Raw genomic sequence first — 21,793 nt, forward strand, 5'->3', positions numbered from 1 at the left:
GATCCAACCCACTATGACGAATGTCATAGTGGGTCTGACCTGCGAGCTCGTACCCTGGAGTTGGGATGACGGCCGGCCCGAGCTGTGGGTCGAAATACCGCCGAAGGACGGGTCGCAATGGCTGAGGACGAAAAACCGATCCAGTGAGGAGGCGGACATGTCCCCGACCGCATCGGCCGCCGGATCCGGCGAGGTACTTGCCGACGAGGGCCTGATCAACTGGCGCTCGCGTGGACGTTTCTTCGAGTTCTCGGGACACGAGGTGTTCTACATCGATGAGGGCAGCGTGCTCGATGGGCGCAGCGCGCCTGCGTTGCTATTGATTCACGGATACCCGTTCAGCTCTTGGGACTGGGCGTCGATCTGGTCCCATCTCACGAAGCACTTTCGTGTCATCGCGCCCGATATGCTCGGTATGGGCTTTTCGGCAAAGCCGGTCCATTACCGGTATTCGGTTGCGGCACACGCCGACATGCACGTCGCGCTGCTTCGCGAGCTCGGCATCGGCACCTGCCATATCATCGCCCACGATATCGGCGTGAGTGTCGCGCAGGAGTTGCTCGCGCGAGCGATCGAGGACGAAGAGGCGCCGAAGCTGGCATCGATCACCTTTCTCAATGGCGGTCTCTTCCATGAGGTGTATCGGCCCCGGCTCGTCCAGAGGTTGCTCTCGGATACCGTCGCCGGTTCAGTCGTCGGTCGTTTCCCATTTCTGATGCCGGACCGGCTCGTGGATATCGCGCTCGCCGAGATGTTCGGGCCCGAGACAAAGCCGTCGAGGCGTTTGTTGAGCCAGTGGCATGAAATTCTGGCATATAACCATGGCAAGCGGGTGACACATCTGGTCGGCCGGTTCCTCCACGATCGCCGCATTGGACGGGACCGATGGGTTGCGGCGATGCAGGACACGGCGGTGCCGCTTCGTTTCATCGACGGACCCCGCGATCCGAACTCCGGTGCGCATATGGCTGTTCGTTATCGCGAGCTGATCCCGAATCCTGATGTTGTCATGCTCGGTGACAATATCGGGCACTGGCCGCAGATCGAAGATCCCGCCGGAGTTGTCCGGCATTTCGACGAGTTCGTCGACCATATCCGCCGATGAGCGTGAAGGCCTCGGAATTTCGGCCGGTACGGCCTCGTGCCTGAATCAGGCACCGTGCATTGAAATCAGACCGTGGTCGCAGTACAGTTCAGTCACTATGACTACCGTCATAGTGACTGACTCGGGGTGAGGAGTAGTCATGGGACGTGCGTCGATGTCCACGGCGACCATGACGCCTGCCCTCACCCATCCCAGGTGCGTGGAGCGCACTTGAGCGTGGTCTCGTGGCTGCGTTACTCCCTTTTCCTTGTCGCGCTATCAGCCGCAAGGCCGGACTCGGCCGCTGATCGGGCCGTGCGTGCCGCGACAGAAGGATTGCGGCGCAGCGGCACGGGTCGGACGACCGACGACCAGTCGGGGCAGCTTCGAGGCCTGCAACTGTCGCCCGATGACAGAGTGTGGGACGCGGTGGCAGCGGTGAGCGAGCGCTACCGTGGGCGAAACTCCGTGATACTGGCGAACTTTGTCGGAGCGGCGCTGGTCACGGCCCAGATAATCGCAGTCGGTTTTCCGTGGGAAGGCGGCGGCCACTTCGGGCGCGATGTCGTCATCTTCGGCTCGGCCGGTGCGGTGTACCTGATCGCCGCGACGGTCACCGTTGACTATCTGGGGCGGCGACGAGCAAATCAGATATTGACGTGGGTCCGTGAACGGCGGGAGCCGACAACGCACGAGCAGTCGTCGACGTTGTTCTTACCTGTGGCTGTCGCGGGCGAAATATTCGGCCGATGGCTGTTCGGGGCGCTACTGGCGGCCACCGTCGAAGGTGCCCTGGGGTACCCGCTGCTCTACGCCCTACGGGTCGGCCTTGTCATTGTGCTCGCCGGGCTGACCAGCGCCGCACTCTCGTTTCTCCTGCTGGAAAGAAGTGGTAGGCCGGTGCTTCAGTTGATCTTCGCGTGCGAGGATCAGCCGGTCGTCATGTTCGGCCTGCGTTGGCGGCTGATGTTGGCCTGGGTACTGAGTGGCGCGGTGCCGATCGTGCTGCTCGGCACCGCGCCGATCGGACTGACGGCCAGCCAGCGGGCCGGCCTGCCGGTATCGCTGATGGTGATCGCCGCGGCCGGTGTCGTCGCCGGCTTGGCGGTGACCTTTGCGTTGACCCGGTCGCTGGTCGAGTCGGTGAACGATCTTCAGATCGCGCAGCGGATGGTGCGACAGGGTGACTTGACGGTACGAGTTCCGGTGGACGACATAGGCGAGGTCGGGCTGCTGAAGGCCGGGTTCAATGACATGGTCTACGGGCTGCGGGAGCGTCAGCAGTTGTATGACCTGTTCGGCCGACACGTCGGGACCGAAGTGGCCCGCGTGGCACTGGCTGGAAGTGCGCGCCTGGGCGGTCGGCGCTGCCAGGCCAGCGTGCTGTTCGTCGACGTGATCGGGTCGACCACACTGGCGCAATGTTTGCCGCCCGAGTCGCTGGTGGCGCTGCTGAACGAGGTCTTCGCGGCGGTTGTCAGATGTATCGGTAAGGAGGACGGGTGGGTCAACAAGTTCGAGGGGGACGCCGCATTGTGTGTGTTCGGTCCGCCTGCGGAGAACATCGGGCATTCGACCGCAGTGCTGCGGGCGGCACGAGCATTGCGAGTCGAATTGATGGCACTGGCACGGCGTTATCCTGGCCTCGATGTCGCAATCGGCGTGTCATCGGGGGTGGTTGTGGCGGGCAATATCGGCGCCGAGGACCGTTACGAGTACACGGTCATCGGTGACCCGGTCAATGAAGCCGCTCGCCTCACCGAGCAGGCGAAAACCGTACCCGAAAGGGTGCTGGCCGCGCACGGGACCATTGTTGACGCCGCTGACGAAGCTCAGTGGTGGCAACCGTACGAAGTGATGAAATTACGTGGTCGATCCGATCCGACCAACACATTCATCCCGGTACTGTGCGCAGCCTCTTCGTTCCGCGTGTATTCGGATACGCCGCGAGCAAAATAGCTATTCATTGGATCATCTGCCGTAGTGGCTCGGTTCGCGACGCATGATGGCCGCGCGGCAGCCGAGAGTGCGGCAAATATCTAACCACACCGTGTCAATATGACGTCTGTGATAGGGACGCGCTAGCATGACGAGAAGGACTTGTTCTCGTCCGCGCGTGTGGGAGGCTCAGTTGGCATCGGATAGCCGGGAACGTATGGTCCTGAGCGCGGTGCAGTTGTTCCGAGAACACGGCTACAGCGGAACGGGATTCCGGGACGTGATCGCGCACAGTGGCGCTCCGCGCGGGTCGATTTATCATCACTTTCCCGGTGGCAAGGCTCAGTTGGGCCAGGAAGCTGCCCGGGCCTGGGGAGGCTCATCCAGGACGGAATGTCTGCTCTGGCGGCAGACGCCGATGTGGTGACGATGCTCCATATATTTCTCGGGCTGTGGCGTCAGATGCTCAGCGACACCGAGTTTCGCGCCGGTTGCCCGATCGTGGCCGTCGCGGTCGAGGTACACGATGAGGCGCCGGAACTCACCGACACCGTGTCCGAGGTATTCACAGAATGGCGTGAAACCCTGGCCACCACACTCCGCGCCGAAGGTGTGTCTGCCACCCGGGCAGCCAGTCTGTCCACCCTGATGATCGCCGCGGTCGAAGGGGCGGTTGTGCTCTGCCAGGCCGATCGGAGTACCCAGCCCCTGGACGAGGTGGGTGCCGAATTGGAAGTGCTGATCCGCGCGGCTCTCGAGGTTTCCACCGCGAACTGAATCATGATCGCCCGCGAAAACGGCCGTCACCGCACCGATTCGCGATGCCGGAAAACTTCGTAACCCGCCTACGCACCGTATCCGCAGATGCCTAATTCGGCGACGCATTCGCCGCAGACGCTGAAGGTGAGGGTATGTCGAGTTGGCGGTTTAGGTCGGCTATGTTCATTATTGTCCGTACACTGCATGCGCGGCCGTCGCGGAATTTGTAGATATCCGTGCCCTCGAGCTCGCAATGCTTGTCGGTGGCCGGGGAGTCGGGTGAGTCGAAATGGCCGGTCATGGTGCATCGGAAACGCCAGTGAACGGCCGCACGTGGTTGCTCCGGCATCGGGTAGACGCCGAGGACTTCGAATTCCAGGTCGGGTAGGTTGTGCCATAGCGTTTCCAGCCACACCCGGACCTCACCATGGCCGTGCATCACGGTTGGCCAGGAGTCGTCGTCGTAGACTACGTCGGTGGTGAGCAGATCGAGCACTTGATCCGGATCATGGTCGTTCCATGCCGCCAGAAAGCGCCGACTGAACTCCATTACCCAGGCGGAGTCGACTGAATCCTGTGTCGTGTCGTTTGGGTAAGTCATTTTTCCACCTGATTTCCGGGGTCTCGCAACCTGTCACCGGGGAGTCGAGAGACTATTGGACAACTGCCCGGCATTGGTCAATTCTGTTATTGAGCCGAGACCGTGAAGTTGAATTCGGTTAGGTCGCTGTTGTGTAGTGATGCCGTGCAGGCTGCTGGCTCGATGGCCAGGAAATGGAGCCGGTCGAACTTTCGGGGCCATCGGCCTTTTTCGAGACGACTGGTTATCTTGATGTGAGGGTATCCGCGAATGCAAGTGACATCAAGGGCCCGTCTAGTTTGCCAATTTGTTGCACATACTGCCGCGACGGCGATACCGCGAGGTTTCCCGTTGTAGTGGTCGCAGTGAAAATGCTCATTCAGGCAGTTCGACGTCGTGCCCGTCGCACCACGGCTGTTCGCGGATCCAGGCGAGCACCTCGAGATAATCCTGCTGTTCCCGCGGGCTGAAGTAATCCCATGTGCCAGTAGAGGATCCGGTGCCGCACGCTCCACCACCAGGTCTGCGTAGCCGCGCGACACCAGTGTTCGATTGGTTGCCCAAACATCCAGCGCGCCCCCGCTCGGGGTGTGCAGGAGGTCGCGGCCATGGAAGCGGCGCCGATCCGGCGAGCCCACCGCGCGGCTCACCCACCGGGCCAGGGCTCGGCTCGGGGCGCTGTACCGGTTCTTGCGAGGCCAATTTCTTGCGAAGCCTCGACTATGCCGACTGTCATAGTGTAGCTTCTGGTTAGCTGCACCGCACTGATACGTCAATTCACAGCTGCGCCAGCTGCTCACAGGCTCGAACGCATAGGGAGAGTCGGATGAAAAGTGTATGGGTGTACGGCGTTGTCATCGCGGTCCTGGGTTTGACGGCTGTCTTCATAGCCGATTTGCGGCTGAGCCGGATCCCGGACTTGGCGATCGGGTATTCGAACCCGCCTCCTTCGTTCGGGAGGCCGAGAGAAAAGGTCGTCGATTATGAGGTCGACGGTCCGGTCGGAGCGTCGGCGACGTTGTCCTACATTGATGCAAATGGCGAGGTTCAGGACGTGGCGGCAGCCCTACCGTGGCGAATCTCGTTGCGCACCAACAGGTTGACCATGCCGACGGGATTGGTTGCGCAATCGGATGCGCAACAGGTTTCGTGTCGAATAGTCATCAACGGGCAAGCGCGTGATTCGCGCGCTTCGAATGCGCCGTCCGCCGCCGTCAACTGCAACGTCCTGGTGTCATGAGCGGGTATCCGATCCGCATTCGGGATCTGCGCGACGGGATGCGGCGCGAACTGTCGATGCCGTTCGAAAGGACCCATTTGCGGCGCGCACCGGGGCGGTCACTGTGGGCGCGGCTGATGTACAAGTTTTCGCTGCCGATTATCGTCGCGTGGCTTGCGGTAGCCGGCGGGCTCAATATATTCGTTCCCCAGCTCGAGACCGTCGTCCATCGGCATGCCCAGTCCTTTCTGCCGGACGAAGCCTCATCGGTGCAGGCGATCGTGAAAATGGGGCGAAATTTCGGCGGATCGGGGACGAACAATTTCGTCTATGTACTGCTAGAGGGGCACGCCCCGCTCGGGGTGGAAGCCCACCGCTACTACACGGCGCTCCTCGACCGACTGACCGAGGACAAGACACACGTCAACTCCGCGATGGACCTGTGGTCCGATCCGGATTTCGCCCCAGCGAACGAGAGTTCCGACCGGAAAGCTTCGTATGTATTGCTCAACCTGGCTGGGAATATGGGCACGGCGTTGGCCATGGAATCCACGCAGGCAGCGAGGGACATCATCGCCGGTTACCCCCCGCCGCACGGGATCAAGGTCTATCTCACGGGTCCATCCGCGGTTGTCAACGATGAGCTCGTATCGATCGACAATTCAATTCTTCTGCTCGTCACCTCGTGCGCCGCGCTCGTCGGTGCCGTCCTGATCTGCGTGTATCGCTCGCCGATCACGGCTGCGATGCCGTTGATGACGGTCGGAATGGGCCTCGCCGTGGCCCGGTCTCTTGTTGCCTACCTCGGGGACCATCGGTTGATAGGCGTATCGATTTTCGCCTCTGCGCTACTCGCGGTGATCGTGCTCGGAGCGGGCACAAACTATGGCATCTTTCTGCTCGGCAGGTACCAAGAGGCTCGTCGCGCCGGAGAAGACCCCGAAACCGCGTACTACACCGCGCTACGCGGGGTGCTGCACATCATCATCGCGTCCGGCTCGACCGTCGCCGGTGCGACCGCCTGCATGTCGCTCACCAGGCTCGCGATCTTCAGCACATCCGGTTTGCCGTGCACGATCGCGGTGTCCGTCACTCTCGCCGCGGCCTTGACGATGGGGCCGGCCCTGTTGGCAATCGGTAGCAGGTTCGGCTTCCTCGAACCCCGCGGGCAGCGATCGCAGCGCAGGTGGCGGCGGATCGCGACCTCCGTGGTGCGCTGGCCCGGGCCTGTATTGGCCGGCAGCCTCGCCATTCTCCTGCTCGCGATCCTCGTCCTGCCGACCTTCCGGCCGAGCTTCGATGAGCGCGTCGCGCAACCGAGCAACTCGCTCGCGAACCAGGGGTTCATGGCGGCCGACCGCCATTTGCCGCCCAACGTCATGGCTCCGAGTATCTTTCTCGTCGAATCCGATCACGACATGCGCAACCCTGCGGATTTGATCGCGCTCGCGAAATTGACCAACGCGGTTTTGGATGTCCCCGGAGTCAGTGCGGTACAGGGGATTACCCGGCCGTTGGCCGCTCCGCTGGAGCAAGGCACCCTCGCCAACCAAGCCGGCTACATCGGAAATCGCATCACCCAGATAACGAACATGCTCACCCGACGACTTGACGACGTCAATGCTTTGTCCGGGAATCTGGAACAGCTGACCCGGACGGTCAATGGTCTCCAAGGCGCGCTGGACACCGGCGAACAGGGATTCAGCCAGGTGAACAGCAACGCAGCCGCGCTGCGATCCGCCGTGGAAGGGGTGGTGAACAAACTGAACTCGTTACGGGAGACGGCCGGACCGGTAAAGGAATTGGTGGGTTCGATTCCCAACTGCCGCGATATCGACGCCTGCCGTGCGACGCTCACCGGATTCTCCCTGTTCGACGATGTCGACCAGTTCGACGATCTCGTCAACGGCCTCGTCTCCGGCGCAAACGTGGCCGCTCAGGCCCTACCGCAGCTTGCCGCCCAATTGAGCGGCCTCGAGCATTTCATTGCGCAGGTCGAAGACGTGCTCACACCGCTGCAGAGCACGTTGAACGTATTGATCCCGCAGGTATCGGAAATAACACAATTCTTGGACGAAGTCAGCCGGGGCTTTACCAATGGCGATCCCAACGAATTTTTCTTCTTTCCCAGTCAAGCGTTGACTAATCCGCTTTTCAAAGATGGCATGAAGTATTTCTTCTCCGCTGACGGCAAGGTCACGCGAATGATCATCACGCCACAGATGGAGGGTTTCAGCCGCGAAGCCATGGACCTCAGCGCGAAAATCATCCCGGAGGCCCTTCGAACGATGAAAGGCACCTCCCTCGCGGGCAGTACGGTCAGTATGGGAGGACCTGGCGGCACGCTGCTCAATATCGAGGCGTTCGCACGCGAGGACTTCATCACCAGCGCTCTCGCCGCGTTCGCTTTCGTATTTTGCGTGGTGCTGATCTTGCTCCGCAGCCTGGTCGCGGCCGTCGCGGTGGTCGGCACCGTGGCGTTGTCATACCTGTCCGCCATGGGCCTGACCGTGCTCATCTGGCAGCACGTCATCGGCAATCCGCTGCACTGGTCGGTGGCCCCCGTGGCATTCATATTCCTTGCCGCCGTCGGCGCGGATTACAACATGTTGCTTGTCAGCAGGTTCAAAGAGGAACTGAAGTCTGGAATCAACACCGGGATCATCCGCTCCATGGTCAACACCGGCGGAGTGGTCACCACGGCGGGCCTGGTCTTCGGCCTGACGATGTTCGCAATGCTCGTGAGCTACGCGCACAACATCGCCCAAATCGGCACAGCCGTGAGCATCGGACTCTTTCTCGACACGCTGATCGTCCGGTCATTGGTCGTACCCGCCATCGCGACCCTTGCTGGTCGCTGGTTCTGGTGGCCGATAAACATCCACACGCGCCGGTGAACAAACCGATCATTTCGTAGCCACGCCGCGAATGTTTCGTGCCCGGCGGCGCGGGTCTTGGTTTCTATCGGTTGCAGATCAGTTGGTGACGACGATATCGACGATCGCGCGGGCGGCGGTGCGGACGCCGCCGTCGAGCACTTGGGATTCGTATGTGTCCCAGTTGGTGAGTTTGGGTACGTCCCGTGCGGCGCCGCGGGCGAGCATCCGTGTCCGGATGTCGTTGTTCGCGCTGTCGAACCACATCGTGGTGACGATCGCGTTCGGGGTGAGACCGGAGCGTGTCCACAGGTATTCGGTGAGGGTCGAGCCGCTCGATGCCGCTTGCCGGATGAACGAAATGAGTGGGGCATCGATGATGACGGGATGGTGTGCGGCCACGGTGAACGCGGCATGAACGAGGCCGTCGTACAGGTGCGGGCTGACCACCGTTCGATAGACGTCGCTGTCGCGGTCGAACGGATCACCGGTCAACCGGGTCATCACCGCTTCCTCCAAACCGGGTGCGAAGCCGTCCTTGTCGAACACCGGCGCACCGATACGGTCGGCCAAATAGGTTGCGGCGGTAGACTTCCCGGACGCGGGCAAACCGCAGATAACGATCGCGCCCGACTCGGCGAGTGAATGGGCCGAGGCATCCAACACTTCGATCACTCTCGGCGAGAGGTCGCCGGGCAACGAGATCTTGCGGTTACGGTTCGAGGGCACGGTGCTAGTCCACCATGTGCCCGCAGCACGTTGGTGTCGGATCAGGCCGGTGCCGCACTGATTTCGTCGACCGTCACATCTGCGTCGCGATCATCGTTGCGATCTGTCGGGGTTGGAGTTCGGTGGTGTCGATGATGCGGGCCTCCTTGCGATGCCAGGATCGGGCTTCGTCGTAGTCGGTGAGGTGTTCCAGACGCCAGGTGGAGTTCGGCTCGACGGGGTCGGATTCGATGCGCCGGAGCAGTTCGTCGCGTTCGGCGTGGAGAACGAAATGCTGTAGCGGGATGCTGGAGTTTTCGAGTCCGGCGCGGATCTCTTGCCAATATTGGTGCACCAGAACCGATTGGGGGATCACCAGGATCCCGCCGACGTAGTCGAGGATCTGTGTTGCCGCGGCGACGACCAGTCCGCGCCTGGGCTGCCAGTCCTGGAAGTCCCTGACGGTCTCGGTGGAGAGGACGTGGCGGAGCATGACCCCGACTTCCTCGGTGTCGAAGACTCGCGAACCCGGCAGGAGCGCGGTCAATTCCTTTGCCGTAGTGGACTTTCCGGCTCCGAAGGTCCCGTTCAACCAGATGATCATGGGTCGAGCGTATTCGGTGGGTGGTGGACGCGCGTGATGCTGCTGCGGTGGTTGACGTAGGTGCGGACCTTATTCGAAATCCGGGCCCTGACCGGCGTGCTGAGCACGAAGATCAGGGCCGAATGGCCAGGCTGCCTGTGGGCTGGTACGGGACGGCCAGGTCGAAGTCGGCGGCGCGGTAGATGACCCAGTTGCCCCAAGCTTGCAGTCGACGTGCGTTCTCGAGACCCGCGAGGAATCCGTCGAACCGGAAGTGGTGGTTCTCCGCGTTGATACCGAAATCGCCGTTCGGGCCGGGTGCGGCGAACTGGTAGGTGTTCGAGTAGAAGTAGCCCCGATTCGGTATCGATCCAGAACATTCCTTCTGGGCGTCGCCCGCGGGCGCGTGCGGTATACCGGCAGCGGCCTGCCCGGCACCGACCACCGCGGCGATCATCGCGGACAACAACACGAACAAGACTCTTATCACCGTGAAACTCCTTTTTCTCCAATGGTTTTCGGTCCATAACGAAGGAGCCATCAGGATCATCGGCGGCGATGAAGCGGTCGTTTACGAGGCCGGATCATTTTTCGATCACCACACGCTCAACCACAGTGGGAGCAGCGGGCACGTGTTGTTCTCCACGCTCCCCAGCCGCCACCCGGAACGGCTGGTAATCGCCTTGGCCGTCATCCGTGCGCGGGAGTACCCACACAGCCAGGATGGGATGTTCGCGTCGGTGAGAGGTTGTCTGGTCCGCGAGGAAGGAGCTCGAGGGTGTTGCGGTCGCCGAGATGCGGAGGCGACGAGATGCGGAGGCAGGGGAGGATCGGGCCGAAGGGAACCGAAGATATAAGCGGAGATAAATGGAAACGCGATCGGATTGGATGTAAGAAATGAAATTCATCGAAGTCCATCGAGGCCCGGAAGGTTTCACCATCAGCGCGGACGCCTATGTGAAACAACTCGACGGTCTAGCGGGTCGGCTTCCCGCTGGCGCGTGGGCATTCGCCTCCGATCCCGGTCATTATGACTTCTACGGGACCACATGCGTGAAGGATCTGAATCTGAGAGCCATCGATCATTTCGGGGAAGGATCGGCAAAGATAATTTTCGGACCGAACGAGTTCAAGCATGAAAAAGGCCTTACGATCGTGTATGAGAATATTTCGAGGGGTCGATATTCATCTCGGGGCGGCCGGATATTTTTATCACGGATTCGGCTCTGTGATGCTGGACGAGATTTTGCCTGCTCAATCGGGATGCTCGCACGAAATCGTGCTGACAGACGGTAGGGTCTACATCGAGTGCGCAGATCTACGAGCTGATTGGACCGGACTCGTCAGCGAGAGTTGATCAGATCGTCCACCAAAGTGACATCGGCCAGGAACCTGTCTTCGCTGGGCGTCCGTATCTCCTGGATCGGAGCCTCGTGCGGTGGCGTCGCTGAACCAGGTACGGACCGACTCGTTCGGCAGAGTTGTCACGGCCGAACCGTAGCGACGGTTGCCGACACTTACGGGTCGGTGAGCCCGGGCGAGAGTCCATAGAAGTGTACTTCTTAGAAGTATAGTTCTAACCGTGGCTGACTTGGTGAAACCGGAGAATTGTTGGCGGCCAAGGGATATGGCACCAGCCAAACCGTGCTGGCCTGTTACAGCGGAGCGGGATTCGATGAGAACTTGGCGGCCGTCGGCGCTGGGCCCGGGCAGCGGCCCAGCGGGCACGACAGCCCCATACTGGTTGACCTGAACACCGTTTACACCGAGATGTAGTGGCGATCGCCTCGTTGGGGTTCGCTGTTATCGGGTACTTCGACCACGGGATCGGATCGAGCTTGTTTTCGGGCCGAACGGGTCCGAGCATGACGTCGGTTCTTCAATTGTTCATTAGAGGGTTTCTCGGATCGATATTTCGATAGCAGCAGAAATTCCCGGTATGACAGCTCCGGATTCGGACCATGGAATGTCTATCGGCAACGGTAGGTGAGAGGGGAAACAGCGGGGGAACAATCGGACCACAGCGAGGAACTAGCGGGGTTCGTGATGATCGAGATAGCCCGCTCGAGAGGAACGGGTTGATGTGTCGGGAAGTCGGCGCATCGTTCTCGCGATAGGAGAGTTGAAGTGACCGTGAAGAAGCAGAAGTACGACAAGCCCGTGTTGATCGACAGAGGTAGTTTCCGCAAAGACACAGGCAATCTCCGGCGCGGCATTCCCGAGCCGATCATTGTGGTTCCGCTCGGCAAGTAACGTTTAGACGCTGGTAGAAAGGAACGACTGATGTCGCTCGGTGGGGGCTTCTTCATCGTCTTGCCTGACGCCGCGGAGGCCCTCACCGTGGCCGAACGGTTGTCTGGGCAGTACCTGCAGCGGGTGGACCATCCGTCTGGTCGCCCGTGGTTGCTGGGCTCTTGGACCGATCAAGAACTGACAGTCGGCAGGTCGGGCACCTGTCTGCTCGTCACAATCGGTATGGGGCAACAGAATTCGGCTGTTCTGGAGGCTGCGGCCAAACAGGCATCGACGGTGCATGCGCTTGATGGCTTCGCTGCGTCGCTGATCGGTAGTCACAATTTGATCGCCACTGATGGCAGCCATATTCGGGTGCAGGGTACGGCCTCGGGTATGCGGCGCATGTACGTCGCCCGAATCGACGGAGTCCTGGTGGCGAGCGATCGAGCCGACGTACTGGCGGGCCTGTCCGGTGCGCACCTGGATGACCAGATGCTGGCCTTGCGGCTGTTGGATTTCATCCCTTACCCACTCAACGATCGGTCGATGTGGCACGGCGTCGAATTGATCGAGCCGGGAACCTATTTGGCTATTCGCGCGAACGGCCGAACTGCATCCGCGCATTCATGGTGGCGGCCGCCGGAGCCGGTGCTGCCACTCGCGGCAGGCGCGGCGCGACTCAGGGATGCGCTCGACGCAGCGGTCAACGCGCGAACCTGCGACGGCGGATTTGTCAGCTGCGACCTGTCCGGCGGATTGGATTCCACACCAGTCTGTTATCTCGCCGCCGGGGGTGCCAAGCGGGTACTGGCCCGCACCATCGCAAGCCGTGATCCGGCGGATGACGATATGAAGTTCGCGTTGCAGGCCGCAGACGATCTGCCCGAGATAACTCATCTGATCGTGCCCGCCGATGAACTGCCACTGTTCTACTCCGGCGTGCACGACTCCGTTCCACAAGTGGATGAGCCGGCGCCGACAGTTCTCGACGCGGCCCGGCAGTTCGCCGGGTACGAGCGGCTGATCGAGGGTGGTGCTGGGATCCACCTGACCGGTATCGGTGGTGATCACCTGCTCACCCCACCACTCGCACACTGCCGCGACGAACTCACCTGCCACCCCGTCGTGGCCGTTCGGCACTTGCGGGCGAATCGGGCACAGGAGCGATGGCCACTCCTGCCAGTGCTGTCGACCGTCCTGCGGAGCGGGTCGTATGCGGACTGGCTTCGTAGCGCAGCAGAACAAGTTCGCGACAGGCAGACACCGCAGACATATCAGCTGCTGGATTGGGATATGGCACCTCGGGTCCCATCATGGCTCAGTGCCGATGCCGTCGAGATCGCGAGTGAGGCACTGCGGATGGCGGCCGATGCCGCGACACCGCTGTCGGCACGGCGCGGCATCCACTCGGATGTCTTCATTGTCCGGCACGGCACCCGCATCACCCGGATCTTGCACCAGCTGAGTGCTGCGCGGGGCTTGCCGATGGAATCGCCGTATTTCGACGATCGGGTAGTCGAGGCGTGTTTGGCCGTGCGGCCGCTGGAGCGGGCAACGCCATGGGATTTCAAGACCCTCATCAAGGTCGCGATGAAAGATGTCGTATCACCTTCGTTGCTCACCCGGCAGACGAAAGGTGCCGGTGCCGCAGACAAAGCCGAGGGGTTGCGTCAACATCAGGCGGATCTCGCGGCGATCTGGCGCGATTCGCACTTGGGTCGACGTGGGTTGGTTGACGTCGATCATCTCGAGGATCTCCTGGGGAAACCGTGGCATTCCAATTTCGCGGACGCGAATTTGGACAACACACTGTCCAATGAGTTGTGGCTCGGTTCGCTGTCCGATCGCTTCGATTTCTAAGGGGGAGTACGTGACTCGCAGGTTTGCTGGGCACGTCGATGTGGCGAAGACCCGTGACGGTTATGTTTTGCTCGATGGACGGTCCGGCACCTACTGGGAAATCAATGGCACAGGCCGAGTCGTCGTGGAAACATTGCTCGCCGGTGGCGAGTTGGACGCGGCAGCCGTGGCCGTGGCAGCGGAGTACGACATCGAACTCGAACAGGCGCAAAGAGATCTGACAGAGTTCGTGGACGAGATCGTATCGAAAGGGTTGCTGATCCCATGACCTATCAAGGTGTTCTGGAGTTGCCGACCGCACGGGTACGGTTGGTGCACGGAGTGGTCGCACGGTTCATAATCGTGGTCGCGACCGTGCTCACTTACCTGCCGCCGTATCGAATTCGCCAGATACTCATGGTGGTTCGGCGTGGTGCGCACCCTGCCTCGCACGAGTCGGCGGTCGCGGCGCGCAACGCCGTCGTCGCGGTCAGCATGCGTTGTGCTGGACGGGACGGCTGTCTCGTCCGATCGCTGTCCACCGTATTGCTGTGCCGGTTCTTCGGTCAGTGGCCGACTTGGTGCATCGGCGTGCAGAACCTGCCACCATTCGGTGCGCACGCCTGGGTAGAGGCCGAGGGAAAGTTGGTCAACGAGTTGGTGCCATACGATTACCTCAGCCGGTTGATCGTGGTTCCACCGATCGAACAGTGAGTGATTCGATGACTCAGCAGAATTCGACAAGAGTGCGCTACCGCGATCTGATCGCACTGCTCCGGAAGCACCGCGGAAAAGTTGTGTCCGGAACGCTGTTGATGGTTCTTGGTACCGCTGCAGGAATGCTTCAGCCGTTATTGACGATGCGCATCATTAATGCGGTATCGGCAAGCGACCCGATCGCGGGTACAGTGATGCTGGTCGTCGCGATATTTATCGCGCAGGCGGTATTCGAGGCGGTCGGCAACTTTCTGATAAGCCGGACCGGTGAAAGTGTCGTCTTCGACCTCAGGACGAGACTGATCGACAGGTTCCTGCATCTGCGGCTGAATATTCTCGATAGATCGCGGGTGGGTGATCTGGTTTCGCGCCTGGGTGCGGATACGACTTTGCTCCGCGAAGATGCGGTAACCAGCTTCGTGCAACTGGGTATTGCACTGGTGTCGAGTGTGGCCGCGGTAGCGATCATGATCTATTTGAGCCCGCTCATGACACTCGTCGTCCTGCTCACGGTGCTGTGCGCGGGTGTGCTCGTCGCGGGGGCGCTCGCCGGGATTCGACTGGCGACGGAGGGCGCACAGGCCAGTGTTGGTGCGCTGACCGCAGATACCGAACGCGCGCTGAGCGCACTTCGTACCGTGCGCGCCAGCCTGGCCGAGGAACAAGAGCGGACCAGGCTCGTCGGTCGAGCCCGCGCGGCGTACCGGAATGGTGTGCGGGCGGCGCGGCTCGACGCCGCGATCAGACCCGCCACGATGCTGGCCGCCCACGGAGCGTTTCTGGTCGTACTTCTCGTCGGCGGGATCATGGTGGCCAGTGATCGACTGCAAGTGGGTCAGCTGGTCGCATTCCTGCTGTATTTCATGCAGTTGGCCACCCCGATCGTGAGTGCGATCGGACTGCTCGGGGCAATGCAGAAGGGTATGGCGGCTTTCCAGCGGGTCGCGGAAGTGTTCGGCATGGACATCGAGACTGGGGACGAATCCGGTTCCAGCGCAACGGCGCCCACATCCGCGCGTAATACGAGCGGTCCGATCCTGTCGGTCGATGGTGTGGACTTCGCCTATGGTGATCGGTCGATTCTGTCCGAGGTTTCGTTCGAGATTCCGCGCGGCAGCCGGGTCGCTCTCGTCGGCAAATCGGGTAGCGGCAAGTCCACGCTCTTAGCGTTGATTGAGCGCTTCTACGAACCAGATCGGGGCTCGATCAGACTGGACGGTGTGCCCATCGATCGGATCGCCTTGAAGACCTATCGGCGTTGTCTGGCTCTGGTGGAACAGGGCGCCCCGGTGATGTACGGCACGCTACGCGACAACCTCATGTACGCGGCGCCCGAGGCGAGCGAGCAGGAGGTCGCTCGCGTCATCGAACTCGCCGGACTCGAAGAGGTCGTGCACCGGCTGGAGCAAGGGCTGGACACCGAGGTCGGCGAGCACGGACATGCGCTCTCCGGCGGTGAACGGCAGCGTCTCGCGATCGCGCGAGCGCTGCTGAGCGGTCCGGAGTTGCTATTGCTCGACGAGCCGACGTCGAATCTCGATCCGCTCAGCGAGGCGGCGATCTCCCGCACAATGCGGTCGCTACACCGTGAGTGCACGATACTTGTTGCGGCACATCGATTTTCGACGGTCCGGGACGCCGACCGAGTGATCGTACTCAACAATGGCCGGGTCGAGGACATCGGCACCCACGATGACCTGCTCGAGTCGAATTCCTACTATCGGGAGTTGGCCACCCAGTCCGGTCTGTCATTGGCGGCGAGCCCCGAGGGATAGTCGTGTCATCGAGCTGATGGCTCGCCCGCGTAGTATCGCGTCACCGAGCCGACGGATCTCTTGATCGGGCTCGATACCGAGTTCGGTGGCCAGCAACTCGTTGACCTGCCGGTAGACTTCCAGAGCTGCGGCACGTCTACCGGTCCTGTCGAGTGCGATCATGAGCTGACCGTAAAAGCGCTCATGCAAGGGATTTCGGGCGATGTGCTGGCGGAGTTCCACCGCCGCCGCACTGTGTCTGCCTAGCGTGAGGTAGGCATCAATCAGCTTTTCCACCGCCATGATGCGCAGTTCCGCGAGCCTGTGCGCCTCGGTTGACTGCAGGGTGTCCGACTCGATATCCATGAGGGCGGGGCCTCGCCACAGCGCAAGCGCGTCCTGCAGGTGGTCGGCGTGTGCGGCGATATCGCCTCGGCCCAGTGCCAGATCGGCGTCGAGCAGCGCGGCGTCGAATGTGGCTGTGTCCAGCTCGTTCTCGGCGACCGTCATACGGTATCCGGGAGCTACGGTTTCGATCCGGTCCTGCGGTTCTCCGAATGTTGCCAAGGCTTTTCGAATCCGCATGATGTACCCCTGAAGAACCACACGGCTTCTCGCCGGTGGCTGATCAGACCACACTGCGTCGGTCAATGCGCTGACCGAGACTGTCCGATTCGGCTGACACAGTAACGCCGCCAGGACGATACGTTGTTTCGCCGCGGGAATTCGGATGGTGGTATCACCTGAGGAGATCTCCAATGGGCCTAGGACTCGGAAGCGCATCGTCACCTCGCCTGCTCGACGTGGTGTGGATGAGTTCCCCTGTGGCACTGTGCGATCGATCTGACCATGACCATTCCTCCCGTTCCCCAGCGGACCGTTGACCGGTACCCAGAACCAGCGGCGGCCTGGCGCGTCCTCGACAGTTGGCACGCGCCTTCACGATCCGTTCTTTCCCTCCAAATCAATGACGCAACTGATGCTCCGCCGGTTCCATTGATTCGAAAGATCACGTTCATACCCGTGGTCCTGTGCTTTCTCGTTGCACCCCAACCGCTTCCGGCGTATCGCCAGCTCAGTTCGCCATCGGATCCAATGCCCGGAAGGCTCGGTGGCTTCCGGCAGCCCCGGGGAGGTGATCAGGCGGAACATGGTCGAAGGTGACCGACCGATCTCGGCGTCCCAGAACGTCGTACTGCCATGTGGGGTGGCTTCGATTCGTCGATGTCTTTCGGGAGTAGGTCGGACGCGAAGCGTCGGACTCCCGGTACCGCGAACCGAATGACGTTGTGGTGAGGCGACTTTGGGGGTGGGCCGGGTCGGTGTTCGGCTACCTTGCTAGTACATGGCGAAATGATTGACATATACCCACGTGCATGACAGGGTAGGCGCTATATACATAAGTACACGAGTTGGATCTACACATGTACTGGCGCGCAGGGGTGTCAGTACATGCCGAATGTCCGGGTGCTTCGGTCAGCGATGCTCGAAGCCCCGGCACTCGGGGACATGCTGGGCGTCAACGGGATTCGGATGAATCGACCTACCCCTGGGGTCAGCTACCAGTGTGTGCCCATGGAATACCGATAGAACTCGAGGGTGGGCACGATGGCCAGGACTGGTGCTGTCGGATACCTGCGGCGCGATATCGCGGGCACGCGACAGCAGTGGGACGAAACTCAAATCCGCAGTCTGGCAAAGCGGTTGGGATTCGATCTGCGGAAGACGATCACGTTCTGCGCCCGCACCGAACGCCCCGTGGAACGGCTGAGCGCCGCACTGGGCGCCCTCGGCGTCGACACCTTGTTCGTGCCGAGCCTCGACCATTTCGACGGCGGTGAGATACCGGCGACGCTGCGGGCCGTCACCGTGATCACGGTTTCGGATAACGCCGCATGAGCATCGATCATCGATTCAGCCTGCTGGACGTCATCGCCGCATACGGATCCGAGGCCGTGATCGCCCGGATCGCAACATTGCATGCGACAGGTTGCCACCGAGCCGCGTACGTGATCGAACGAGAGTTGAACCAGCTCAACGCTTTACGATCGGAACGCAATGGCGGTCCCCGCATGCCGGTCGAGGTTGACGCGCCTCGTTTCGGCGGGCTAGCCTGAACCCCATTTCCAACGCCGTCGAATTTCGTATTCTCTTTGCCTGGACGGCGATGCGCCAGAAAGGTGGGGAAAGCCATGGCGCGTAAGGCGAGGGAATCGGGGGGCATGAGGGCCGAACGCGAGCTACGTCGCCGGTGCCGAGACCTGCTCAACGAGTTGGGGATCCGGCCACCGCTGGATGTGGTGACCCTGTGTCGGCGGCTGGGTGAGCGGCGGGGAAGGCCGATTGTGCTGTTGGCGCATCCCATCGAGGTTTCCGGTCCGTTCGGGGCGTGGATCGCGACCGCCGATACGGATTACATTCTGTATCAACAGGAAACGACGAAGGCCCACCAAGATCACATAATCCTGCACGAGCTGGGACATATCATCGCCGGTCACGGCGGCGACGAGCAGGACGATGCGTTGATGAGCCAATTGTTTCCACCCGAGGCCGGCTGGAACCCCGACGCGGTGCGTCGCGCCCTGCGCCGCACGTCATATGACACGGCCGAGGAGCGCGAAGCCGAGACGGTCGCCACGATCATCCTGGAATGGGCGTCGGTACTGGATCTGGTCGCGCCGCCGCCCGCATCGGATGAATCCGTCCGGCGGTTCGAGTCGGCACTGGATGACAGGCTGGGTTGGTTGTGATCTCGGTTCGTCTCGTGGAGTGGGTGGAGGCTGCCGCCCTGCTGTGGATGCTGTCCCTGGTGACGCGCAGGCCGGGCGATATCCGGCTGCGCTGGATCACCGCGATGGTCGCGTGCTGGAGCATCAACATTCCCTGCATAATGCAGGCCGGCACCGGCCAGGATTTTCTGGGCCTCGATCCCATGTGGTGGCAATTGATCGGCCAGGTATCGGTGCTCACCGGTGCGTACTGCATGGTGTGTTTCTTCCTGTTCACCCTGTTCGATCAGCGGCGTGCGGCCGCTCGCGCCAAATGGAATGCCTTGGTCCTGATCACCGTATTGATCGTGATGATCGTGGCGACCGCGACCATGCCGACGGATATGCGGCTCATCGCCGCGAAGAATGCGATGAATCCGCAACCGGCCGCCCGCGGCGTTATAGCCATCGCGGTGTTCTATACGGCCGCGAACGCGTACATGCTCTCCGCTATGGCGACCGCGGCGGTGTCGACCGGACGGGCCGCTCGTCATGCGGTCGGCTGGTTCCGTCGCGCGCTGTTGATCACCACGGCGGGGTCGGCGACGCTGGTGCCGGTCTGCGTCATCTTCATGTTGGACGGTGCCTTTCTCTTCGCCGACGCCAACCTGCCCACCCCGATCCATCTGACCGCGCTGGTGCTGCTGCTGCCCGGTTGCGCATTGTTCCTCATCGGGATCGCGCTGCCCGCCGCGATCACCAGGGTTGCGGCAGTGCGTATTTGGTGGCACCACCTGCGTGCGTACCACGCACTGGGTCCGCTGTGGACCGTGCTCCACGCGGAGTTCCCGGAGGATGCGTTGGCCCGTACGCCGGTGAATCCATGGCTGGATCGGGTACGGCTCACCGGTGTGCATCGCCGCTTCTACCGGCGAGTCATCGAATGCCGGGACGGTCTACTGCGAATCAGCCCCTATATCACCAAGATTCGGCAGGACGGACCTGCGACCGCACGGCTGGCCGACCAGCTTGCCGCCGCGGTCGGCCTGCGGGCCGCCGGTGTATTCCCGGGCGAATCCGTCGCATTGATCGCGCCGCCGTCCGGCCCCGGGCTGGATGCCGACGTCGACGAACTTCTCACCCTTTCGCGCGCCCTGCGCACGAACGCGAACAACTAGGAACTCAGTGACTCGAGCGTTGATAATCGGTGGCGGCATCGCGGGTACCGGCACCGCGATGGCCTTGCAGCAGGCGGGCATCGATTCCGTTGTGTACGAAGCGTATCCGGGCGGAGCCGACGACGTCGGCTCCTTCCTCACCGTCTTCGCCAACGGTATGGACGCCCTGCGCGCGATCGACGCACATCAACCGGTGCTCGAAAGTTCTTTTCCCGCAGAGAAAACCGATGCATTCGACAGCGCTGGTCGCCCGGCGGGGCAAGGCAGCCTCGGCGGCCGGCGCGGTATCGGTCCCCGCACGCTGACCCGTGCGCAGCTGTACCGGGTGCTGCGGGATGAGGGGACGCGGCGTGGCCTGCGCATCGAATACGGTAAACGGCTGATCGGTGCCGAGAATGCCCCGGGTGGCGGTGTCATCGCCCATTTCGAGGACGGCAGCCAGGCGGAGGGGGATCTGCTGATCGGCGCGGACGGTGTGCACTCGACCGTCCGCCGCGTCATAGATCCCGCCGCATCCGAGGCCCGCTACGGCGGGACAATCGTGATCTCCGGATACGCCGAGAATGCGCCGGTCCCACCCGCGCCGCAGACCTACCGCGTGACCTACGGCAGCCGAATCATGTTCGCCTACACCACCACTCCCGACGGAGAAACCTGGTGGTTCACCAACGTCCCCGAATCATGCACGGAAAACCTGGAATTCGACAGCGCCGAGCGCTGGAAGAACCGGGTGGCCGATCTCCTGTCCGGCGACAACACCCCGGTTATCGACCTCATCCGATCCACCGAACGGATATTCGCGGTGCCCGCGTACCACCTGCCCGTGCTCCCCGTTTGGTACACACCGACCATGGTCCTGGTCGGCGATTCGGCGCACGCGGCGAAACCTCAAGCGGGCCATGGTGCTTCGATGGCGTTGGAGGACAGCGTCACCTTGGCCAAATGCCTGCGCGACATCGCAACCATCGAGGATGCGTTCGCCACCTACGATCGACTACGTCGCGCGCGGGTGGCGCGCGTATCGGCCACCAGCGCGCGCATGAGCAAATTCGCCACGCCCGCCGGCGCTCTTACCCGCATCTTCCGGGATGTGGTGATCCTGCGACTGGCCAAGGCCCGCAACCGCAACGCCGATGACTGGCTGATCGACCATCACATCGACTGGAGCGCCCCCATCACCGATGGTCATCCGGTGTGACGGAAGATTCGACGGGCGGCAGATTCTCGATCTCGCGCGCCCGGTCGATGATCGCGGCGATATTCGCGAGCGTTCGCGGGGTGAGCCCCGAGGCGCGCAGCGCGAGGTTGCGCACGTCGGTGTCCTTCATGGCCTGTAGCAGGCGCAATTGGGATTCGATCGACTCGTCGGCGCCGTTGTCGATCAGATATGAGGCCGGGACACCGAAGAATTGGGCGATCGCCTGCAGATGCTGCACCGTCGGGTTGGATTTCACCCCCGACCGCAGCTGCCACATATAGGCGGCGCTGATCGACGTCCCGGTCGAGCGGGTAATCGCCTCCGCGGCAGCAGCATTGGACAACGGCGGTTCGGAAGGTCTACGCATGACCTCGAACAACCGATTTATCTTCGCGGCCAACTCGGTTCGGGCCCGGT

General features: G+C 61.9%; 23 protein-coding genes and 1 pseudogene. 15 read left to right on the top strand and 9 right to left on the bottom strand.

The window, feature by feature from the left end:
- Window positions 1-157: 157 nt before the first annotated feature.
- The 4 genes from F5544_RS12950 (at window position 158) to F5544_RS12960 (ending at window position 3,799) form a co-directional block, all read left to right on the top strand.
- Window positions 158-1,105, top strand: a complete 948-nt coding sequence (locus F5544_RS12950) for an alpha/beta fold hydrolase (RefSeq protein ID WP_167473427.1) — start codon at window positions 158-160, stop codon at window positions 1,103-1,105.
- A 216-nt stretch (window positions 1,106-1,321) separates the two neighbouring features.
- The gene (locus F5544_RS12955; RefSeq protein ID WP_238847438.1) at window positions 1,322-3,043 is read left to right on the top strand and encodes an adenylate/guanylate cyclase domain-containing protein; all 1,722 of its coding nucleotides are present in this window, start codon (window positions 1,322-1,324) and stop codon (window positions 3,041-3,043) included.
- Between the two features lie 196 nt (window positions 3,044-3,239).
- Window positions 3,240-3,449 (top strand): helix-turn-helix domain-containing protein, encoded by a 210-nt coding sequence (locus F5544_RS47505; RefSeq protein WP_203217549.1) that lies wholly within the window; start codon window positions 3,240-3,242, stop codon window positions 3,447-3,449.
- 35 nt (window positions 3,450-3,484) lie between these two features.
- The gene (locus F5544_RS12960) at window positions 3,485-3,799 is read left to right on the top strand and encodes a TetR family transcriptional regulator C-terminal domain-containing protein (protein WP_238847218.1); all 315 of its coding nucleotides are present in this window, start codon (window positions 3,485-3,487) and stop codon (window positions 3,797-3,799) included.
- Window positions 3,800-3,890: 91 nt separating this feature from the next.
- Here F5544_RS12960 and F5544_RS12965 read toward each other — a convergent pair whose 3' ends face one another.
- Together F5544_RS12965 and F5544_RS47510 are read right to left on the bottom strand one after the other, a co-directional pair.
- Window positions 3,891-4,382 carry a nuclear transport factor 2 family protein gene (locus F5544_RS12965; RefSeq protein WP_167473429.1) on the bottom strand — a complete coding sequence of 164 codons (492 nt, stop codon included), beginning with the start codon at window positions 4,380-4,382 and terminating at the stop codon, window positions 3,891-3,893.
- Between the two features lie 354 nt (window positions 4,383-4,736).
- On the bottom strand, window positions 4,737-5,015 hold the full coding sequence (locus F5544_RS47510; RefSeq protein WP_428847138.1) for a CocE/NonD family hydrolase: 279 nt from the start codon (window positions 5,013-5,015) through the stop codon (window positions 4,737-4,739).
- Between the two features lie 172 nt (window positions 5,016-5,187).
- On the opposite strand from F5544_RS47510, the gene F5544_RS12975 reads away from it, so the two are divergent.
- Window positions 5,188-5,601 carry an MmpS family transport accessory protein gene (locus F5544_RS12975; RefSeq protein WP_167473431.1) on the top strand — a complete coding sequence of 138 codons (414 nt, stop codon included), beginning with the start codon at window positions 5,188-5,190 and terminating at the stop codon, window positions 5,599-5,601.
- A gap of 38 nt (window positions 5,602-5,639) precedes the next feature.
- Window positions 5,640-8,477: an RND family transporter gene (locus F5544_RS12980; protein ID WP_238847439.1), complete on the top strand. Its 2,838-nt coding sequence runs from the start codon at window positions 5,640-5,642 to the stop codon at window positions 8,475-8,477.
- A gap of 78 nt (window positions 8,478-8,555) precedes the next feature.
- Here the strand turns inward: F5544_RS12980 and F5544_RS12985 are convergent, their stop codons facing one another.
- From F5544_RS12985 to F5544_RS47515, 4 genes are all read right to left on the bottom strand, one after another.
- A complete protein-coding gene (locus F5544_RS12985) occupies window positions 8,556-9,185 on the bottom strand; it encodes an AAA family ATPase (protein ID WP_167473433.1) in 630 nt (209 codons plus the stop codon).
- A 73-nt stretch (window positions 9,186-9,258) separates the two neighbouring features.
- Window positions 9,259-9,768, bottom strand: a complete 510-nt coding sequence (locus F5544_RS12990; protein ID WP_167473434.1) for an AAA family ATPase — start codon at window positions 9,766-9,768, stop codon at window positions 9,259-9,261.
- Window positions 9,769-9,880: 112 nt separating this feature from the next.
- Window positions 9,881-10,237 carry a hypothetical protein gene (locus F5544_RS12995; protein WP_167473435.1) on the bottom strand — a complete coding sequence of 119 codons (357 nt, stop codon included), beginning with the start codon at window positions 10,235-10,237 and terminating at the stop codon, window positions 9,881-9,883.
- Between the two features lie 94 nt (window positions 10,238-10,331).
- Window positions 10,332-10,688 (bottom strand): DUF6924 domain-containing protein, encoded by a 357-nt coding sequence (locus tag F5544_RS47515; protein WP_428847139.1) that lies wholly within the window; start codon window positions 10,686-10,688, stop codon window positions 10,332-10,334.
- Window positions 10,689-11,874: 1,186 nt separating this feature from the next.
- Here F5544_RS47515 and F5544_RS13000 point away from each other — a divergent pair.
- From F5544_RS13000 to F5544_RS13015, 5 genes are all read left to right on the top strand, one after another.
- The gene (locus tag F5544_RS13000) at window positions 11,875-12,000 is read left to right on the top strand and encodes a keywimysin-related RiPP (protein WP_167473436.1); all 126 of its coding nucleotides are present in this window, start codon (window positions 11,875-11,877) and stop codon (window positions 11,998-12,000) included.
- Between the two features lie 30 nt (window positions 12,001-12,030).
- Complete coding sequence (locus F5544_RS13005; RefSeq protein ID WP_167473437.1) at window positions 12,031-13,842, top strand: asparagine synthase; 1,812 nt, start codon at window positions 12,031-12,033, stop codon at window positions 13,840-13,842.
- Between the two features lie 10 nt (window positions 13,843-13,852).
- Window positions 13,853-14,110 (top strand): lasso peptide biosynthesis PqqD family chaperone, encoded by a 258-nt coding sequence (locus tag F5544_RS13010; RefSeq protein WP_167473438.1) that lies wholly within the window; start codon window positions 13,853-13,855, stop codon window positions 14,108-14,110.
- Entirely contained in the window at window positions 14,107-14,535 is a 429-nt protein-coding gene (locus F5544_RS46305; RefSeq protein WP_238847219.1) for a lasso peptide biosynthesis B2 protein, read from the top strand. Before F5544_RS13010 ends, F5544_RS46305 begins: the two co-directional genes overlap by 4 nt.
- A gap of 101 nt (window positions 14,536-14,636) precedes the next feature.
- Window positions 14,637-16,313, top strand: a complete 1,677-nt coding sequence (locus F5544_RS13015) for an ABC transporter ATP-binding protein (RefSeq protein WP_275107056.1) — start codon at window positions 14,637-14,639, stop codon at window positions 16,311-16,313.
- Here F5544_RS13015 and F5544_RS46310 read toward each other — a convergent pair.
- Both F5544_RS46310 and F5544_RS47520 read right to left on the bottom strand, forming a co-directional pair.
- Window positions 16,287-16,802: an AfsR/SARP family transcriptional regulator gene (locus tag F5544_RS46310; RefSeq protein WP_238847220.1), complete on the bottom strand. Its 516-nt coding sequence runs from the start codon at window positions 16,800-16,802 to the stop codon at window positions 16,287-16,289. The genes F5544_RS13015 and F5544_RS46310 overlap by 27 nt on opposite strands.
- A 12-nt stretch (window positions 16,803-16,814) precedes the next feature.
- A pseudogene (locus F5544_RS47520) lies at window positions 16,815-17,075 on the bottom strand (AfsR/SARP family transcriptional regulator); the annotation flags it as partial.
- A gap of 825 nt (window positions 17,076-17,900) precedes the next feature.
- Here F5544_RS47520 and F5544_RS13025 point away from each other — a divergent pair.
- From F5544_RS13025 to F5544_RS13040, 4 genes are all read left to right on the top strand, one after another.
- Complete coding sequence (locus F5544_RS13025; protein ID WP_167473441.1) at window positions 17,901-18,191, top strand: hypothetical protein; 291 nt, start codon at window positions 17,901-17,903, stop codon at window positions 18,189-18,191.
- A gap of 323 nt (window positions 18,192-18,514) precedes the next feature.
- Window positions 18,515-19,042 (top strand): ImmA/IrrE family metallo-endopeptidase, encoded by a 528-nt coding sequence (locus F5544_RS13030; RefSeq protein WP_167473442.1) that lies wholly within the window; start codon window positions 18,515-18,517, stop codon window positions 19,040-19,042.
- 14 nt (window positions 19,043-19,056) lie between these two features.
- Complete coding sequence (locus F5544_RS13035) at window positions 19,057-20,178, top strand: MAB_1171c family putative transporter (RefSeq protein WP_167473443.1); 1,122 nt, start codon at window positions 19,057-19,059, stop codon at window positions 20,176-20,178.
- A 7-nt stretch (window positions 20,179-20,185) separates the two neighbouring features.
- Window positions 20,186-21,376 carry an FAD-dependent oxidoreductase gene (locus F5544_RS13040; RefSeq protein WP_167473444.1) on the top strand — a complete coding sequence of 397 codons (1,191 nt, stop codon included), beginning with the start codon at window positions 20,186-20,188 and terminating at the stop codon, window positions 21,374-21,376.
- Here F5544_RS13040 and F5544_RS13045 read toward each other — a convergent pair.
- Entirely contained in the window at window positions 21,354-21,743 is a 390-nt protein-coding gene (locus F5544_RS13045; RefSeq protein ID WP_225731185.1) for a helix-turn-helix domain-containing protein, read from the bottom strand. The two genes, F5544_RS13040 and F5544_RS13045, sit on opposite strands and share 23 nt — an antisense overlap.
- Window positions 21,744-21,793 lie beyond the last annotated feature (50 nt).

Origin of the sequence: Nocardia arthritidis (genome assembly GCF_011801145.1) — a bacterium.
Classification (GTDB): domain Bacteria; phylum Actinomycetota; class Actinomycetes; order Mycobacteriales; family Mycobacteriaceae; genus Nocardia; species Nocardia arthritidis_A.

What these genes read in the sequence shown, in the direction of transcription:
- F5544_RS12950 (WP_167473427.1), top strand. Translation starts at nt 158, where the DNA reads ATGTCCCCGACCGCATCGGCCGCCGGATCCGGCGAGGTACTTGCCGAC.
- F5544_RS47505 (WP_203217549.1), top strand. Translation starts at nt 3,240, where the DNA reads ATGGTCCTGAGCGCGGTGCAGTTGTTCCGAGAACACGGCTACAGCGGA.
- F5544_RS12960 (WP_238847218.1), top strand. Translation starts at nt 3,485, where the DNA reads ATGCTCAGCGACACCGAGTTTCGCGCCGGTTGCCCGATCGTGGCCGTC.
- F5544_RS12965 (WP_167473429.1), bottom strand. Translation starts at nt 4,382, where the DNA reads ATGACTTACCCAAACGACACGACACAGGATTCAGTCGACTCCGCCTGG.
- F5544_RS12975 (WP_167473431.1), top strand. Translation starts at nt 5,188, where the DNA reads ATGAAAAGTGTATGGGTGTACGGCGTTGTCATCGCGGTCCTGGGTTTG.
- F5544_RS12980 (WP_238847439.1), top strand. Translation starts at nt 5,640, where the DNA reads ATGCGGCGCGAACTGTCGATGCCGTTCGAAAGGACCCATTTGCGGCGC.
- F5544_RS12990 (WP_167473434.1), bottom strand. Translation starts at nt 9,768, where the DNA reads ATGATCATCTGGTTGAACGGGACCTTCGGAGCCGGAAAGTCCACTACG.
- F5544_RS47515 (WP_428847139.1), bottom strand. Translation starts at nt 10,688, where the DNA reads ATGGTGAAACCTTCCGGGCCTCGATGGACTTCGATGAATTTCATTTCT.
- F5544_RS13005 (WP_167473437.1), top strand. Translation starts at nt 12,031, where the DNA reads ATGTCGCTCGGTGGGGGCTTCTTCATCGTCTTGCCTGACGCCGCGGAG.
- F5544_RS46305 (WP_238847219.1), top strand. Translation starts at nt 14,107, where the DNA reads ATGACCTATCAAGGTGTTCTGGAGTTGCCGACCGCACGGGTACGGTTG.
- F5544_RS13015 (WP_275107056.1), top strand. Translation starts at nt 14,637, where the DNA reads ATGGTTCTTGGTACCGCTGCAGGAATGCTTCAGCCGTTATTGACGATG.
- F5544_RS46310 (WP_238847220.1), bottom strand. Translation starts at nt 16,802, where the DNA reads ATGACGGTCGCCGAGAACGAGCTGGACACAGCCACATTCGACGCCGCG.
- F5544_RS13025 (WP_167473441.1), top strand. Translation starts at nt 17,901, where the DNA reads ATGGCCAGGACTGGTGCTGTCGGATACCTGCGGCGCGATATCGCGGGC.
- F5544_RS13030 (WP_167473442.1), top strand. Translation starts at nt 18,515, where the DNA reads ATGAGGGCCGAACGCGAGCTACGTCGCCGGTGCCGAGACCTGCTCAAC.
- F5544_RS13045 (WP_225731185.1), bottom strand. Translation starts at nt 21,743, where the DNA reads ATGCGTAGACCTTCCGAACCGCCGTTGTCCAATGCTGCTGCCGCGGAG.